A 15,135-nucleotide genomic window follows, 5' to 3' on the forward strand; every position below is an offset into this window, starting at 1 on the left:
GGCGCAGAGGTCCCCTGTGTTAGTCGGGGGAGAACGAGCGGTCGGCGACCGGCACCTGCGGCACAACGGCCGACTCGATGTGCCGCGCCTGGGCCGCGCCGCCGGAGCGGCGCGGGCCGGTGAAACGGGTGAGGTCGGCGACCAGGGTCAGCGGGCCGCCGCCCTGCGCCTGGGCCGGGAGCGCCGCGGAACCGGACGACGGCGCGCCGTCGGAATCGGAGCGGGCGCCGGGGTCGTGCGCGGAGACGTCCGGGCCGTGCTGCGCCGCGGCGTCGTAGCGGTCGGTCGGACCGGTGCGGACGTCCGGGGTGCCGGCGTCGGAGCGGGGCGCCGGCTCGGCGTCCGCGGCATCGTCGGCGGGTTCGGGGCGGTGCTGCTCGGGTTCCGGCGCCGGGTTGCGCCCGTGCCCGGCGGGGTCGCCGCCGGGAAGGGGGTCGGCGGACCGGTCGATCGCCTCGCGGACCTGCCCGCCGGCGTCATCGGCCGCGTCGGCGACAACGTCGCTCGCCGAGGGCCCCGGGGGTTCCGGCGCCGGGTCGACAGCGGGCATGTCAGGTTCGGGGACGTCGGGCTCGGGCGCGGCCTTCGCCGCGTCGGGCACCGCGGCGGGGGCTTCGGCGGGCGCGGCCGGGTCGGCGGCGCCGCGGGCCTTCGCCGCGGGGGCGTCGCCCTGCTCCGCCGCGCCGCGCACAGCGGACTGCGCCGGATCGTCGGGGACGCCCAAGGTGTCGGCGCTCGCCACCGCGGTGCCGAGCAGCCACGCCGCCGCGGCGAGCCCGCCGAGCAGCAGTGCCCTGCGCAGGGGGCCGCCCAGTGCGCGCACCACCGCGGCGGCGCGACGGGCGCGCGCACTGCGGTCGGTACGGATCACGGAGGAGGCTCCCCTGCTCGGCGGTGCGGAGACGGCGGATCGCGGGCGGGGCGCACGGACACGCATGGGTCACGAACAGCGCCAACCCGCCAACGGAACGTGACCGTAGCACGGTTCGCGGTTTCGGCTCCACACATTCCGCGAATTCGTGCCGAGTCCACCGGATCCCCGCGGACGGCGGCGATCCGGCGCGGCCGCGGCGGCGCGGCCCGGCCGCGCTCCCGGCGGATGTCGTACCCGCCGCCTACCGTGGAGCTCCAGGGACCGATCGCGCGCAGTGGCCGCGACCGGCTCGATCCATCGATCGAAAGGCAGCGACCGATGCCCGAAGGCACGGCGATCGCCACGCCGCCGGCGGCCCACGACTTCGCCCGGCTCACCGATCCGTACCGGCGCGAACTGCTCGTGCACTGCTACCGCATGGTCGGCTCGATGCACGACGCCGAGGACCTCGTCCAGGACGTCTACCTCCGCGCGTGGCGCGGGTTCGGCGGGTTCGAGGGCCGCGCGTCACTGCGCACCTGGCTGTACCGCATCGCCACCCGCACCTGCCTGACCGCCTTGGAGTCCCGGGGCAGGCGCCCCCTCCCGTCGGGTCTCGGTGCGCCCAGCGACTCCCCCGAGGTCCCCGTGGTCGCGTCGGGCCCCGAGGTGTCCTGGCTCGAACCGCTGCCCGACGACCCCGCCGAGATCGTCGCCGCCCGGCAGAGCACCCGCTTGGCGCTCATCGCCGCCCTCCAGCACCTGCCGCCCCGCCAGCGCGCCGTCCTGATCCTGCGCGACGTCCTGCGCTGGCGGGCCGCCGAGGTCGCCGCCCTGCTCGACACCACGACCGCTGCCGTCAACAGCGCGCTCCAGCGCGCCCGCGCCCAGTTGGACGCCGCCGCGCCGGCCGAGGACCAGCTCGTCGAGCCCGCCGACCCCAGGCTGCGCTCGCTCCTCGACCGCTACGCCGCTGCGTTCGAGACCTCCGACATCCCGGCCCTCATGCTGCTGCTGGCCGAGGAGGCCGGGTGGGAGATGCCGCCGTTTCCGCAGTGGTTCGTCGGCCGCGGCGACATCGCCCGGCTCATCTCGACCCAGTGCCCCGCTGGCCCCGGCGATCTCCGCATGATCCCCCTCACCGCCAACGGCCAGCCGGCGTTCGCCGTCTACCTGCGCTCCGACGACCACGTCTTCCGCGCGTTCCAGCTCCAGGTGCTCACCGCCACCCCGGCCGAGGTCACGCACGTCACCACGTTCTTCGACGTCACCCTGTTCCCGAAGTTCGGCCTGCCCACCGAGCTGGCCGGCGCCCGCGGCCCCTTGGGCACCCGCGCCGCTCCCGCTCCCGCCGCGTCCCGTGCCGCACCGGCGCCGCCCACGGCCCGGAAGGCGGGAGGACGCTGACCCCGCCCGATCCGCACCCCGCGCGGGAGGCGCTCACCGCCGCGGCCGCCCGCTGCGGGTTCGACTCCGCCGGGGCCGAACCGGTGTCGTCCGGCGAGAACACCGTGTTCGCCCTGCCGGGCGGGCAGGCGGTCGCCAAGGTCGGCCGCTCCGCCGCGTCCACCGCCCGGGCCGCGCGCGAGGTGCGGGCGGCCCGGTGGCTGCTCGAACGCGGTGTCCCCGCCGTGCGCCCCCTCGCCGGGCCGGTGGCCGCCCTCGGCCGCCCGGTCACCTTCTGGGAGCGGCTGCCGCCCGCGGAGCGCCCGCCGTCGGGGGCCGACCTGGGGTCGCTGCTGCGCCGCCTGCACGCGCTGGGCCCGGCCCCGTTCCCGCTCCCGGCCCGCTCCCTCCTCGCGGGTGTTGATCGGTGGCTCCGCGCCGCCGAGGGTGGCATCGACCCCGCCGATGCCGCCTACCTGCGCGAGCGCGCCGAGACGTGCGCCGCGCAGATCGCCGCGCTGCGCCCGCGCCTGCCGCCCGGCCCCATTCATGGCGACGCGCTGCTCCGCAACGTCGTCGTGGGCCCCGACGGCCCCGTCCTCACCGACCTCGAGTACGTCTCCCATGACCTCCGCGAGCACGACCTCGTGGTGATGGCGCTGGCACGCGACCGCTACGGCATGCCCGAGCGCGAGTACCAGGGGTTCACCGGCGCCTACGGGTGGGACGTCGCCGAGTGGCCGGGCTGCGCCGCCCTGCGCGGCGCCAGGGAGACCGCCAGTGCCGCCTGGGTCGCCCAGCACGCGCCCGCCTCGCCCGGCGCCCGCGCGGAGTTCCGCCGCAGGGTCGCCTCGCTGCGCGCCGGCGATCCGCTGGTGCGCTGGCACGCCTGGTAGCGGCGGCCCCGATCCGGGGAGGGGCCGCCCCCGTTCGGGGCCGCGGGAGCCTCCCGGCTACGGCCCGGTCCGCCGGGGCGGGGCCATGGTGCGGCCCTCGACCGGCGCGCAGTCGAGCAGCCGCGGCCCGGGGGCGTCCGCGCCGTCGAGGATGGCGCTCAGCAGCCCGACCGCCGCCCGGCCCATCGCCGCGCGCGGGTCGGCCGACCCGCTGAACGCGACCCCGCCCGCTCCCTGGCCGGTGTCCGGCGGCAGGCCGGGGACGACGACGGACAGGTCGCCGGGGATGCCCACCCCCCTCTCCGCTGCGATCGCCGCCAGGGCCGCCGCGTCGGCCGGCTCGTCGACGAAGGCGACCGTGCGCCTGCTCCCGGCGAGCGCGTCGAGCAGGGCGCCCGGCGCCGCGGCGGGGATCAGAGCGCCGTCCGCGCCCGCCGCCGCGACCGCCGCGCGGAACCCGCGCAGCAGACCGGTACGGGCCTCCGGGCCCTGGCCGGTACCGGCCGCCGCCGGGCCGCCGGGGCCGATGTAGGCGAGCCGGGTGTGGCCGAGCCGCACGGCCCGGCGGACCAGTGCCGCGGCCGCCGCGGGGTAGTCGGCCCCGATACTCGGCACGGGCCCGCCGGGGTCGCCGCCGGGTCCGACCGACACGCACGGGTGCTCCTCGTCGGCCAGCCGGACCAGCTCGGAGCGGTCGACCTCGCCGCCGAGCACCAGGAGTCCGTCGGCGAGCCGGAACCGCTCGTCGCCCCGGAAGATCCGGCGCCGCCCGTCGGACACCGGTGCGCTGCTCAGCAGCAGCAGGTCGGAGCCGGTGCGTTCGGCGCCGGCCTCGACACCCGCGAGCAACTGGCGGTACCGGTCGTGGTGGGGAAAGGCCCCCTCGGCGGTGAACACGGCCAGGATGCGGTTGCGGCGCGCGACCAGGCTGCGCGCCGCCGGGTCGGCGACGTAGCCGGTATCGCGGATGGCGCGGAGCACCCGCGCCCGGGTCTCGGGGGCGATGCGGACCCCGGTGTCGGTGCGGTTGTTGAGCACCAGCGAGACCACCGCCTGGCTGACGCCGGTCATGCGGGCGATGTCCTTCTGGGTGACGCGCCTGCGGGGTCTGGTCACGGTGCGTGGTCCTCGTCCGGCGATGATACGTATCATCAACGAGCGGTGACCAGGATCACCCGTTCAAGCCGGGGCCGTCAAGGAACCGGCGCCGGAACCCGGTGCGCGCCGCGGGCTCAGTCGTTGACGGCGACCGCCGCGAAGACCTGGACGGTCGCGCCGTCGTGCTCGACGGACTCGCCGGTGGCCTCGAACTCGAACGACCGGCCGCCCCGCTTGAAGCGGTACTGGCCCTTGGGGTCGGCGACCTCGGTGAACGTGCCGTCGAGGTCGCTGATCGCGGCGAACTCCCGGCTTGCGGGGACGGCCAGCTTGATGCGTTTCATGTCCGGCTGAAGGATCGACACCGTTCTCCTCGGATGCATGTTCGTCACGGGGCCGTCCCGCGCAGCGGCGCCGGTCGACCGGAGGCCCCAATCTAGCCGCGGATCCGGCGTTCCGGGACCGATCAGGCGGACGCGGTGTCGGCCGCCGCGCGGTGCTCGCCGCTCCAGAGCCGGCGGCCGCGCCACGGCCACCACCAGTGCGTTGTGTAGCCCTCGGGGATCATCTGGTCGAGGCGGATGACGAGGCGGAGCGCGAACCCGCCGGCGACCATGCCCGTGGCGAGGTCGGAGAACCAGTGGAAGTGCAGGTAGGTCGAGATCATCGACTGGAGGATCGCGATGACGACGATGGTCCAGGCGAGTCGGTGCACGATGTGCGGGCGCACCGCCTTGTAGCGGATGATCAAGAACAGCGCGATGCCGTAGATGAGGATGGCGTTGGCGCCGTGGCCCGACGGGAAGGACACCCCGCCGCCGTCGGAGAAGAACGCGGGGTTGAAGGTGCGCGGGTGGCCCCGGGTGAGCAGGAACTTCATGGTGCCCACGAGGCCGATCATGCCCACCAGTCCGGCACCGCTGAGGATGATGGGGCGCCACGACTGGTACTGATAGGCGAAGTGCAGCGCCACCACACCGAGCACCGGGCCGGCGACACCACGCGAGGCGATGGTGTCGGGCCACAGGATGAGGAACATCCTGATCTCGTCGTAGAAGGGGCGCGGCGCGGTGTTCACCCAGTTGTCGACGATGTGCAGCGGCCCCGCCGACAGTACGGTCATCACGATGAGCGCCACCAGCATGAAGATGGCGCTCTTGTCCGATGCCATGCCCCAGGCGATCTCGCCCCAACTCGGCCACACGACGGTGGGATCCTCGTTGTTGCGCCGTCGGCCGGGAAGGGCCTGGCGCAGCCGGGAAGGGTCGATTCGGAGGGCTCTGGGTCTGTAGAAAGCGGGGAACGGGCTCTCGGCGCCTGCGTTAGGCCTGCGCCGGGGCCGCATCGTGTGGTTCATGTGCTCAGTGCTGTCTCACGGATCGTGGGCTGGCCTGCGGCACGGTCGTGCGTATGGATGAGACGTTCTTGCCGCCGGATCGGTTGCCAAGTGGATGGTCGGAAAGTGTGAACGCGGCGGATTCGTCCGCCGCTGCCCCGGTACAAGGGGGCTTGCGCTCTCGGGGCGGTGCCCGCAGTGGGGATCCTCCCCTGTGCGGGAGGAGTACACCTGACCCCTGGGTGACGACGGGGTATGCACAAGGTGTCCGACTGGACAGCATAGCGCCCGGTTTGGTCACACACTGTTGCACGCCTTTGACTACGATCGTCCGATATCGCCCCATCCCGTCCAGTAACGCATCGCGCTCGCGCCGTCCACCGGAGTGACACGGGAACGTGAGCCATTCGTTAGCAAATGCCGACCGCGCCATGCCCGGCGCAACGCCGTGGAGCGTCCGCGCGGCCGGGGCCCGCCGGTGCGGGCACGTGTCCGGCCGCAGGGGTGTGGCACCCTTCAATGTGCCTCTGCCTCCGCTCGCGACCCATCGGAAGGGATGTCGATGACCGAACTCCCCGCGCCGCCCGGCGACACGTCGCGCCTGGCACGCAACCCGCTCCGGGAGCAGATCCGCCGCATGCTGGTCGACGGTCTGCTGTCCGGTCGTTGGCAACCGGGGGAGCGGATCGTGGAGCGGCGCATCGCCGCGGAGTTCAACGTGAGCCAGGCGCCCGTGCGCGAGGCGCTGCGCGAACTCGAGGCGCTGCGGCTGATCGAGTCGGTTCCGAACAAGGGGGCCAGGGTGCGCGATTTCGGTGTCGCGGACATGGCTGAGATCTATCCCGTTCGGGCCGGTCTTGAACTCGTCGCGGCCGAACTCGCCGCCGAACGCCTCGCCGCCGACCTCGGTCCGCTGCACGCCGAGGTCGAGGCGCTGAAGCGGGCGACCGCCACCGGCGACGTCGACGGCCAGATCCGGCACAGTGTCGAGTTCCACCGGGTGATCGTGCGCCAGGCGCGCAACAGCGTCCTGCTGCACACCTGGGAGTCGCTGGGGGTCGAGGTCTGGACCGCGCTGTCGGTGCGCTGGCTCGACATGGAACTGCACGCCAAGGCCGCCGACCACGCCCAGATCATCGAGGCGTTCGCCGCGCGCGACCCCAGCGTGGGCCGGCTGCTCAGCGACCATGTGCTGAACTACGTCGACGCGGCGCTGAAGTCGCGGAACATCGTCGGCTGACAGGTTCGGACCTCCGCGCCGACCGCCCGTGAGCGCGGTCGGCCCCGACCGGGACCCCGAGCGAAAAAGTCCGAGATATCCCGTAAAGTCTTATTGATCGATCATCGATCAGTACGTAGAGTGTGCGCGACGAACTTCACACAAATGTATCTACAGCCACTCTCAGCGCGCCCACCGCCCCGCACGGCACCGGGCGCGCCCGTCATGACCGTGCTCGACAGCGCGGGATCATGGCAGCAGGTCTCGCCCGGCCACCCGCACGGTCCGAGGCCGCCTCAGCACGAAGAAAGGCATCACGATGGCTGAAACGGCCAAGTCGAAAGGCGGCGGCGCCAAGACCTCCGGCGGCCGCAAACGCGGCCGGAAGGACTCCCCTTCGGGTATCGGCGCCGAGCCGCCCAAGGACCTGCTGGACTACTACCGGCAGATGCTGCTGATCCGGCGCTTCGAGGAGCGGACCGCGCAGGCGTACACCCAGGCCCGCATCGGCGGGTACTGCCACCTCAACCTGGGTGAGGAGGCCACGGTCGTCGGCCTGATGACCGCACTCCAGGAACGCGACTACCTGTTCACGAACTACCGCGAACACGGCTACGCCCTCGGCAAGGGCATCAGCAGCCGCCGGGTCATGGCCGAGCTCTACGGGCGCACCGACGGCGTGTCCAAGGGCTGGGGCGGCTCCATGCACATGTTCGACACCCAGGTGCGCCTGCTGGGCGGCTACGGCATCGTCGGCGGCCAGCTCCCCCTCGCCACCGGCGCGGCGCTCGCCGTCACCTACAAGGGCGGCGACGAGGTCGTCATGTGCCAGATGGGCGACGGGACGACCAACATCGGCGCCTGGCACGAGTCGCTGAACATCGCGGCGCTGTGGAACCTCCCCGTCGTCTACGTCGTGGTCAACAACTACACCGGCATGGGGACGACGGTGGAGCGGTCCTCCGCGGAGCCCGAGCTGTACAAGCGCGGCTCGGCGTTCCGGATCGAGGGCGAGCGCGTCGACGGCCAGGACGTCCTGGCGGTCCGCGACGCGGCGACCGACCTCGTCGAGCGCGCCCGCGCGGAGCAGCGCCCCTTCCTGCTCGAGACCATGAGCCACCGCATGAAGGGCCACTCCGTGGTCGACCCCGCCAAGTACCGCACCGAGGAGCAGGCCGAGGAGGCCAAGGGCAACGACCCGCTCGCGGCGTTCGAGCGGCAGCTCACCGAGGCCGGCGTCCTCGACGACGCCACGAAGAAGGAGATCGCGGACTCCGTCAAGGACGAGGTCGCCGACGCGGCCGACTTCGCCGAGAACAGCCCGCACCCCGACGTCTCCACGCTGTTCGACTACACCTACGCCACCCCCGTGGCGAACGAATCGACTCGCATGCCCGCCGACCCGGTGTTCGCCGAGTAGAGATTAGGAGCGGGTCATGTCCGTCATCACTTACCGCCAGGCGCTGCGCGAGACCATCCGCGCCGAGATGCACCGCGACGAGAACGTCTTCCTCATCGGCGAGGAGATCGGCGTCTTCGAAGGGTCCTACAAGATCACCGAGGGCCTGCTGAAGGAGTTCGGCGAGCGCAGGGTGCGCGACACCCCCATTGCCGAAGAGGGCTTCGTCGGCGCCGCGGTCGGCGCCGCGATGCTGGGCCTGCGCCCGGTCGTCGAGCTCATGACGATCAACTTCTCGCTGATCGCCATCGACCAGATCATCAACCACGCCGCCAAGATCTACGGCATGTTCGGCGGCCAGAACAGCGTGCCGATGGTCATCCGCACACCGGGCGGCGGCGGCCAGCAGCTCGGCGCGACCCACTCGCAGAACATCGAGCTGTTCTACTCCTTCATCCCCGGCCTGAAGGTCCTCGCGCCGAGCACCCCCGCCGAGGCGGCGTCGATGATGCGCGCGGCGATCCGCGACGACGACCCCGTGCTGTTCCTGGAGAACCTCGGCCTGTACAACTCCAAGGGCGAGGTCCCCGAGGAGGACGACACCGTCGCCGAGATCGGCCGGGCCGCCGTCACCCGCGAAGGGTCCGACATCACCCTCATCGGCTACTCCCGGATGGCCACCGTCGCCACCAGGGTCGCCGAGTCGCTCGCCGAGGACGGGATCAGCGTCGAGGTCGTCGACCTGCGGAGCCTGCGCCCGCTCGACCGTGAGACGATCGTCGCGTCGGTCCGCAAGACGGGCTGCGCGGTCGTCGCCGAAGACGACTGGCTGACCTACGGCATCGGCGCCGAGATCGCCGCCTCCATCCAGGAGGGCGCGTTCGACTTCCTCGACGCCCCCGTGCGCCGGGTGGCCATGGCCGAGGTCCCGATGCCGTACGCGAAGCCGCTGGAGACGGCGGCCCTTCCGTCGGTCGACTCGATCACCACCGCGATCCACGAGACCCTGGCCGCTGTCGGCCGGCGGGTCGGTTAAACAGGGGAACGACCATGACTGAGATCTACATGCCGCGCCTCTCCGACACCATGGAGGAAGGCGTCATCAGCTCCTGGGTCAAGCAGGTCGGCGAGAAGGTGGCGCCCGGCGACGTCCTGGTCGAGATCGAGACCGACAAGGCCGTCATGGAGTACGAGGCGTACGAGGAGGGTTACCTCGTCAAGCAGTCGGTGAGCGAGGGCGACACCGTCCCCATCGGCTCGGTGATCGGCGTGCTCGGCGAGAGCGCCGACTCCTCGCCCGAGGAGTCGGGCGGCGGTTCGGCGGCGCCCGCCCCCGAGACCGCGGCGCCCGAGGCCGCGGCACCGGCGCAGGAGTCCGCGCAGAGCGGCGGCGGCGCCGAAGCCCCGCCGGCCGCGCCGGGCGGATCGTCCGACGGCCCGCGCCCGCGCAGCTCCCCGCTGGCGCGGCGGCTCGCGCGCGAGTACGGGCTGAACATCGAGGAGATCGACGGCTCGGGGCCCAAGGGCCGCGTGGTGCGCGCCGACATCGAGGCCGCACGCGGCAACGGCACGGCGCAGGCGCAGGCCCCCCAGGCGCCCGCCGCGCGGCAGCCGGCCGCCGCGGCACCGGCGAAGGGCGGCCCGCAGGACGCCTACGACGACGGCCGCGCGTCCGAGGAGGTCCCGCTCTCCCAGATGCGCAAGGTCATCGCGCGCCGGCTGACGCAGAGCAAGCAGGAGGTCCCGCACTTCTACCTGCGCCGCGCCATCGACGCCGAGGCGCTGAAGGCGTTCCGCACCGACATCAACGCCCGGCTCGCCGAGGACGGCGTCAAGATCAGCTTCAACGACCTGATCGTCAAGGCCGTGGCCACCACGCTGAAGCGGCACCCGAAGGTCAACTCCTCCTGGGTGGACGACAAGCTCCTCCAGCACGGCCGCATCAACGTCGGCGTCGCCGTCGCCGTGGACGAGGGCCTGCTCGTCCCGGTGCTGCACGACACCGACAAGACCACGCTGTCCGAGATCGCCGCGAACACCCGCGAGCTCGCCGGGCGGGCACGCGACGGCAAGCTGAAGCCGCAGGAGATGAGCGGCGGCACGTTCAGCATCTCCAACCTGGGGATGTTCGGCGTCGACAGCTTCTCCGCCGTCATCAACCCACCCGAGGCCGCGATCCTGGCGATCGGCGCCATGCGGCAGGAGGCGGTCGTGCGCGACGGCGAGGTCGCCGTCCGCAACACGATCGCGCTGGAGCTGTCGGTCGACCACAGGGCCGTCGACGGCGCCGTGGGCGCCGCGTTCCTCAAGGACCTCGCCGAGACCCTGGAGGAGCCGCTGCGCATCCTCGTCTGAGGACGGCACGCGCACAGCGGCGCACGCACGTGAACGGGCCGCCGGGGCAACAGCCCGGGCGGCCCGTTCGCGTGCGCCGGCCCGGTCTCAGCCGGCGGGGTCGGCGGCGGCGTCAGGGCCGGCGGGGCCGGCGCTCCGTTCGATGTGCGCCTCGATGCCGTCGAGGATGCGGCGCAGGCCGAACTCGAAGTGCGCCTCGTGGTCGCCGAGGTGGCCGCCCACCGCCGCCTCGGCCCACAAGGGGTACTGGTCGAAATCGACGACGCTGTTCACGAAGCGCACGTGGGCGGCCTCCCATGCGGCGTCGGCCCCGGCGGAGTCGACGGCGGCGCGGGCGCTGCCGTGGACGTAGCCGTCGATGGTCTCCACGGCCGCGACCCGCTCGGCGGTGGTGAGGGGGGTGCGGGCGAGGACGCGCAGCGCCGACTCGTACCACCGCAGCAGGTTGGGCCCCAGAAGCGGGCGGACCGTCGCCAGGCGCAGCAGCCACGGCCGGGAGCGGAACGACGCCCAGTCGGCCCTGGCCCACACCTCGATCTGCGCGCGCCACGTGCCCGGGACGGTGTGCGGCAGGGGCGCGTCGGCGATGAAGGTGTCGAGCATGAGCGCGAGCAGCGCCGAACGTCCGGGCACGTAGGTGTAGAGCGAGGCGACGCCGACGCCGAGGCGGGCGGCGACCTTGCGCATCGACAGCGCGTCGAGCCCGTCGGCCTCGGCGGTCGCGGCCGCCGCCGTGGTGATCTGGACGAGGGTCAGCCCGCGATCGGGGCCGCGGGCCGGCTTGGGCAGCCGCCCGGACCAGAGTAGTTCCAGCGCACGCGTTGGATCGGGCTCGGACTTGGCGGGTTCTTCCGTATCCATGATTGCGATCATCCTAGAACAGCGAATAGTGTTCGGAGTAATCCGAACATTGTTCGTAGTTTTTGGAATGGAGCCACCGGAATGTCCGCGATCTCCCGTCCGCCGACCCGCCGCGGCCCGGCGACCCCACTGGAACGGTCACCGGCCCCCGACCTCGCACGGGGCGTGATGCTGTTGCTGATCGTCCTGTCCAACACCGGCTTCTACCTGTGGGCGGCCGAGCACGGCCCCACCGGATGGCACCCGGTCGACGGCTCCGCGATCGACGGCGCCGTCCAGTTCGCCATGATCACAGCGCTCGACCTGCGCGTGTATCCGATGTTCGCCTTCCTGTTCGGCTACGGGATGATGCAGCTCTTCCGCCGCCAGGTCGCGGCAGGCCGCACCGAGCGGTCCGCCCTCGTCCTGCTCAGCAAGCGGCACCTGTGCCTCATCGCCATCGGCGCACTGCACGCCGGGCTGCTCATGGCCGGCGACATCGTGGGCCTCTACGGGCTGGTCGGCCTGGCCCTGAGCTGGCTTTTCATCCGCCGCACCAACCGGACGCTGCTGATCGCCGCCGGGGCCGCCGTCTCCCTGCTGCTGCTCCTGACCGCCCTGACGGTCCTCGACGCCGTCTCCGGAGCCGCCACGGCCGCGACCACCCCCTCCACCGTGTACTACGCCGCGGGCACCGCCGACTGGGGCGCCGCCGCCGTCACCCGGCTGACGACCTGGCTGTTCAGCACGACCCTTGTCGGCGGGTTCCTGGGGTTCACCTTCCACGCGGCGATGCTCCTCGGGTTCTGGGCCGCCCGGCGGCGCGTCTTGGAGCGCCCCGGCGCGCACCTCGGGCTCCTCAGGGCGACCGCCGCCATCGGCATCCCGATCGGCTTGCTCGGCGGGCTCCCCGTGGCGCTCGCCCAGGTCGGCGTGCTCGACATCGCGCCGAACCACCTGGGCGACCAGGGTCCGTGGTTCATGGTGCAGATGGCCACCGGGCTGCCCGCCGGACTGGGCTACGCCGCCCTCTTCGGCCTGCTGGCGCACCACCTGTCCGAGCGCGCGCTCCGCGGCACAGCGGCGACCGTCGTCGCCGCGGTCGGCAAGCGCTCGCTGTCCTGCTACCTCGCCCACTCGCTGCTGTTCGCGCCGCTGCTCGCAGCGTGGGGCCTCGGCCTGGGCGCGCACTTCGGCAGCGCGAGCATGGCGCTGTTCGCCATCGGCGTGTGGCTGGTCGTCGCCATCGGCGCCTACGCACTGGAGCGGGCCCACCGCAAGGGCCCCGCTGAAGCGGTTCTGCGCAGGGCCGTCTACGGCCCGGCCGCCTGATCCCCGGCCGCGGGCGGCGGACCCCCTCGAGACCCGGGCCGGTGCCCCGCCCGCCGCCGGGCCCGCAGCGGCGGGGCCGCGCGGGTACTCAGGCCGGAACTGAGTACCCGGACCGTGGCGTACCCCCGGGTGCCCCGGGGAGTATCGGTGCATGAGCGAGAACCACGGCACAGCAGTCCGAGACCACGACAGCTCCCCCATGCCCGCACTGGGGCTGTGGGCGGCGGGGGCGGCGGTCGTCCTCGGCGGGTCATTCGCGCTCTTCTGGGCCCGCGGCCTCTACCTGGTCCCCCCGAAGAGCGTCACGAACCTCGACGACCCCGACTACCTGTACCGCGTCCCCTTCTCCCCCTTGGTCGAGAACGTCATCGGCGTCGCGGCCGTCGTCCTGTTCTGCGTCGGCGTCGTCGTGCTCGCCCGTGCGACCGCGCGGAACCGGCTCGACGCCGCCTGGTGGATCGTCGTGGGCCTGGCCGCCGCCGCGGGGCTGATCACCGGCTTCACCTGGGCGGTCTACACCGCACCGACGATCGGCGCCAACATCGGCGCCGGGTTCATGAGCCTGGTCGGCACCCCGGTAGCGGTGGCGCTGCTGCTCGGGGCGGCGGGCACCGCCCTGTACCTGCGGCGGCGCGCCCGCCGCCACCGGAGCTGAGCCGGGACGCGGGGAGCACCGGCGGCGGGCCGCGGAACCACGCGCGGCCCGTCGTCCGTTGTCAGCGCAGGGCCGGGCCGTCGACCCGGCCCCGCTGAACCATCACCGACTTCCCGAAAGGCGGCGCATGTCATCTGCCCGCACCGCGGCCGGCGGCGTCCGGCCCGCCACAGCGGCCGACCTCCCCGCGATCGCCGACACCCTGGCGGCGGCGTTCGCCGACTACCGGTGGACGCGGTGGTGCCTCCCGCAGGAACGGCACCTCGAACGGCTGCGCGCCATGCAGCTGTACTTCACCGAACGGATCGGCCTGCCCTACGGCAGCGTCTGGACGTCGGACGACGCCGCCGCCGTTGCGGTGTGGACCCGGCCCGACACAGCGGTGCCGCCCGAACTCTTCGCGGGGCCCGAACTGGCGCGCGCCTACGGCGACCGCCTGGAGCCGATGCTCGCCGCCGACGCCGTCCTCGCCGAGCACCGGCCCGCGGAGCCCGCCTGGTTCCTCGCGACGGTCGGCGTCCGCCCGCACTCGCAGGGCCGCGGGCTGGGCCGCGCCGTCATCGAACCGGGCCTGCGCGCCGCCGACGCCTCCGGGCACCCGTGCTTCCTGGAGACCTCCGAGGAGGCGAACGTCGAGCTGTACCGCCGCTTCGGCTTCGAGGTCACGGCGGTCGAGGACGCCCTCCCCGGCGCGGCCCCCACTACCTGGTCCATGCTCCGCGCGCCCCAGGTGTGAGCCGCAGCGGGCCGGTGCGGCGCCCGCGCGGACGCGTGCGCCCTGCCGCGGCGGCGCGCCCCCGGGACCGCCCGCACACCTGGCGTTGCGCCGGCTCCGCGGTGCCGCCAGTGACACCACGTCATGCCTCGACCGCAAAGGACGTCATGCCGGACCGGTGACGCGGTCCCACTGCCGCACAGGCGCTGCTCCCGATGGAATGAGGGACATGAGCAGGCGGGCCGGGACCTTCGGCCCACCCCCCGCGGCAGAACGAGGAGAACGACATGGCACCGCTCGAAGAGACAGCGAACGACCGCAACGGCGAGACCGCCCGGGCAGCGCAGCCCGTGGACGTGCAGCAGACGGTGCTCGACCAGGTGGGCGGCCCCATGGGCATGGTGTACTCCACCATCCCCGTCGTGCTCTTCGCGGCGGCCGTGCCCTTCGCCTCGCTCCCCGTCGCGATCGGCGGCTCCATCGCCGTCGCCCTTGCGCTGGCGGTGTTCCGGATGTGGCGCGGTGAGAAGTTCATGGCCGCGATGGGCGGCGTGTTCGGCGTCGCCGCCGCCGGCGGCGTCTCCGCGGTGACCGGTGAAGCGGCCGACTTCTTCCTCATCGGCATCGTGGCCGCCGGGCTCGCCTTCGTCGGCAGCCTCATCTCGCAGATCGCGCGCCGCCCGGTGACCGGAATGATCTGGAACGCCGTGCACGGCGGCAAGTACGCCTGGCGCGAGGACCGACCCACGCTGCTCGCCCACGACATCGCGACCACTGCGGTGACGCTCATGTTCGCCGCTCGGTACGGCGTGCAGCAGTGGCTCTACCTGGCCGACTCCACCACCGGCCTGGCCATCGCCGACACCGTGACCGGCTTCCCGCTCACCGCCGTCGCGGCACTGCCTGTGATCTGGGCCTTCCGTCGCTCCACCAAGCGCCTCATCAAGCCCGCCACCGCGTAGTTCGCGCAGTACGGCCGACCGGCCACTCGACAACGGCCCCCGCCGCACGGCGGGGGCCGTCGGCATGCCGCGGGACGGCCGCGTGCCGG

Annotated in this window: 15 protein-coding genes; 10 read left to right on the forward strand and 5 right to left on the reverse strand. The window is 73.2% G+C overall.

The annotated features are described in order from the left end of the window. Nucleotides 1–19 precede the first annotated feature (19 nt). On the reverse strand, nucleotides 20–871 hold the full coding sequence (locus tag CLV63_RS20340; RefSeq protein WP_106584756.1) for a hypothetical protein: 852 nt from the start codon (nucleotides 869–871) through the stop codon (nucleotides 20–22). A 321-nt stretch (nucleotides 872–1,192) separates the two neighbouring features. On the opposite strand from CLV63_RS20340, the gene CLV63_RS20345 reads away from it, so the two are divergent. Together CLV63_RS20345 and CLV63_RS20350 are read left to right on the forward strand one after the other, a co-directional pair. Continuing rightward, nucleotides 1,193–2,260: a sigma-70 family RNA polymerase sigma factor gene (locus tag CLV63_RS20345; RefSeq protein ID WP_106584757.1), complete on the forward strand. Its 1,068-nt coding sequence runs from the start codon at nucleotides 1,193–1,195 to the stop codon at nucleotides 2,258–2,260. A gap of 83 nt (nucleotides 2,261–2,343) precedes the next feature. Further along, nucleotides 2,344–3,135 (forward strand): phosphotransferase enzyme family protein, encoded by a 792-nt coding sequence (locus tag CLV63_RS20350; RefSeq protein WP_245928941.1) that lies wholly within the window; start codon nucleotides 2,344–2,346, stop codon nucleotides 3,133–3,135. 57 nt (nucleotides 3,136–3,192) lie between these two features. Here CLV63_RS20350 and CLV63_RS20355 read toward each other — a convergent pair whose 3' ends face one another. The 3 genes from CLV63_RS20355 to CLV63_RS20365 form a co-directional block, all read right to left on the reverse strand. Next, a complete protein-coding gene (locus CLV63_RS20355) occupies nucleotides 3,193–4,251 on the reverse strand; it encodes a LacI family DNA-binding transcriptional regulator (RefSeq protein ID WP_106584758.1) in 1,059 nt (352 codons plus the stop codon). A 116-nt stretch (nucleotides 4,252–4,367) separates the two neighbouring features. Next, nucleotides 4,368–4,577: a hypothetical protein gene (locus CLV63_RS20360; RefSeq protein WP_245928942.1), complete on the reverse strand. Its 210-nt coding sequence runs from the start codon at nucleotides 4,575–4,577 to the stop codon at nucleotides 4,368–4,370. A 122-nt stretch (nucleotides 4,578–4,699) separates the two neighbouring features. Further along, nucleotides 4,700–5,404 carry a phosphatase PAP2 family protein gene (locus CLV63_RS20365; RefSeq protein ID WP_245928954.1) on the reverse strand — a complete coding sequence of 235 codons (705 nt, stop codon included), beginning with the start codon at nucleotides 5,402–5,404 and terminating at the stop codon, nucleotides 4,700–4,702. Nucleotides 5,405–6,131: 727 nt separating this feature from the next. Here CLV63_RS20365 and CLV63_RS20370 point away from each other — a divergent pair. The 4 genes from CLV63_RS20370 to CLV63_RS20385 all read left to right on the forward strand — a co-directional run bounded on the left by CLV63_RS20370 (nucleotide 6,132) and on the right by CLV63_RS20385 (nucleotide 10,542). Continuing rightward, complete coding sequence (locus CLV63_RS20370; protein WP_106584860.1) at nucleotides 6,132–6,809, forward strand: GntR family transcriptional regulator; 678 nt, start codon at nucleotides 6,132–6,134, stop codon at nucleotides 6,807–6,809. Nucleotides 6,810–7,107: 298 nt separating this feature from the next. After that, the gene (gene pdhA, locus CLV63_RS20375; RefSeq protein ID WP_106584760.1) at nucleotides 7,108–8,208 is read left to right on the forward strand and encodes a pyruvate dehydrogenase (acetyl-transferring) E1 component subunit alpha; all 1,101 of its coding nucleotides are present in this window, start codon (nucleotides 7,108–7,110) and stop codon (nucleotides 8,206–8,208) included. A gap of 16 nt (nucleotides 8,209–8,224) precedes the next feature. Beyond that, on the forward strand, nucleotides 8,225–9,223 hold the full coding sequence (locus tag CLV63_RS20380; RefSeq protein WP_106584761.1) for an alpha-ketoacid dehydrogenase subunit beta: 999 nt from the start codon (nucleotides 8,225–8,227) through the stop codon (nucleotides 9,221–9,223). A 14-nt stretch (nucleotides 9,224–9,237) separates the two neighbouring features. Then, entirely contained in the window at nucleotides 9,238–10,542 is a 1,305-nt protein-coding gene (locus CLV63_RS20385; RefSeq protein ID WP_106584762.1) for a dihydrolipoamide acetyltransferase family protein, read from the forward strand. 87 nt (nucleotides 10,543–10,629) lie between these two features. On the opposite strand, the gene CLV63_RS20390 is transcribed toward CLV63_RS20385, so the two are convergent. After that, on the reverse strand, nucleotides 10,630–11,403 hold the full coding sequence (locus CLV63_RS20390; protein WP_106584763.1) for a TetR/AcrR family transcriptional regulator C-terminal domain-containing protein: 774 nt from the start codon (nucleotides 11,401–11,403) through the stop codon (nucleotides 10,630–10,632). 81 nt (nucleotides 11,404–11,484) lie between these two features. Between CLV63_RS20390 and CLV63_RS20395 the strand changes: the two genes are divergently transcribed. The 4 genes from CLV63_RS20395 (at nucleotide 11,485) to CLV63_RS20410 (ending at nucleotide 15,046) form a co-directional block, all read left to right on the forward strand. Then, complete coding sequence (locus CLV63_RS20395) at nucleotides 11,485–12,714, forward strand: DUF418 domain-containing protein (RefSeq protein WP_245928943.1); 1,230 nt, start codon at nucleotides 11,485–11,487, stop codon at nucleotides 12,712–12,714. A gap of 151 nt (nucleotides 12,715–12,865) precedes the next feature. After that, a complete protein-coding gene (locus CLV63_RS20400; RefSeq protein WP_146165620.1) occupies nucleotides 12,866–13,369 on the forward strand; it encodes a hypothetical protein in 504 nt (167 codons plus the stop codon). Nucleotides 13,370–13,496: 127 nt separating this feature from the next. After that, nucleotides 13,497–14,105 carry a GNAT family N-acetyltransferase gene (locus CLV63_RS20405; RefSeq protein WP_106584765.1) on the forward strand — a complete coding sequence of 203 codons (609 nt, stop codon included), beginning with the start codon at nucleotides 13,497–13,499 and terminating at the stop codon, nucleotides 14,103–14,105. 266 nt (nucleotides 14,106–14,371) lie between these two features. Continuing rightward, entirely contained in the window at nucleotides 14,372–15,046 is a 675-nt protein-coding gene (locus CLV63_RS20410) for a DUF3159 domain-containing protein (RefSeq protein WP_106584766.1), read from the forward strand. Nucleotides 15,047–15,135 lie beyond the last annotated feature (89 nt).

It is taken from the genome of Murinocardiopsis flavida (assembly GCF_003014485.1).
GTDB lineage: Bacteria > Actinomycetota > Actinomycetes > Streptosporangiales > Streptosporangiaceae > Murinocardiopsis > Murinocardiopsis flavida.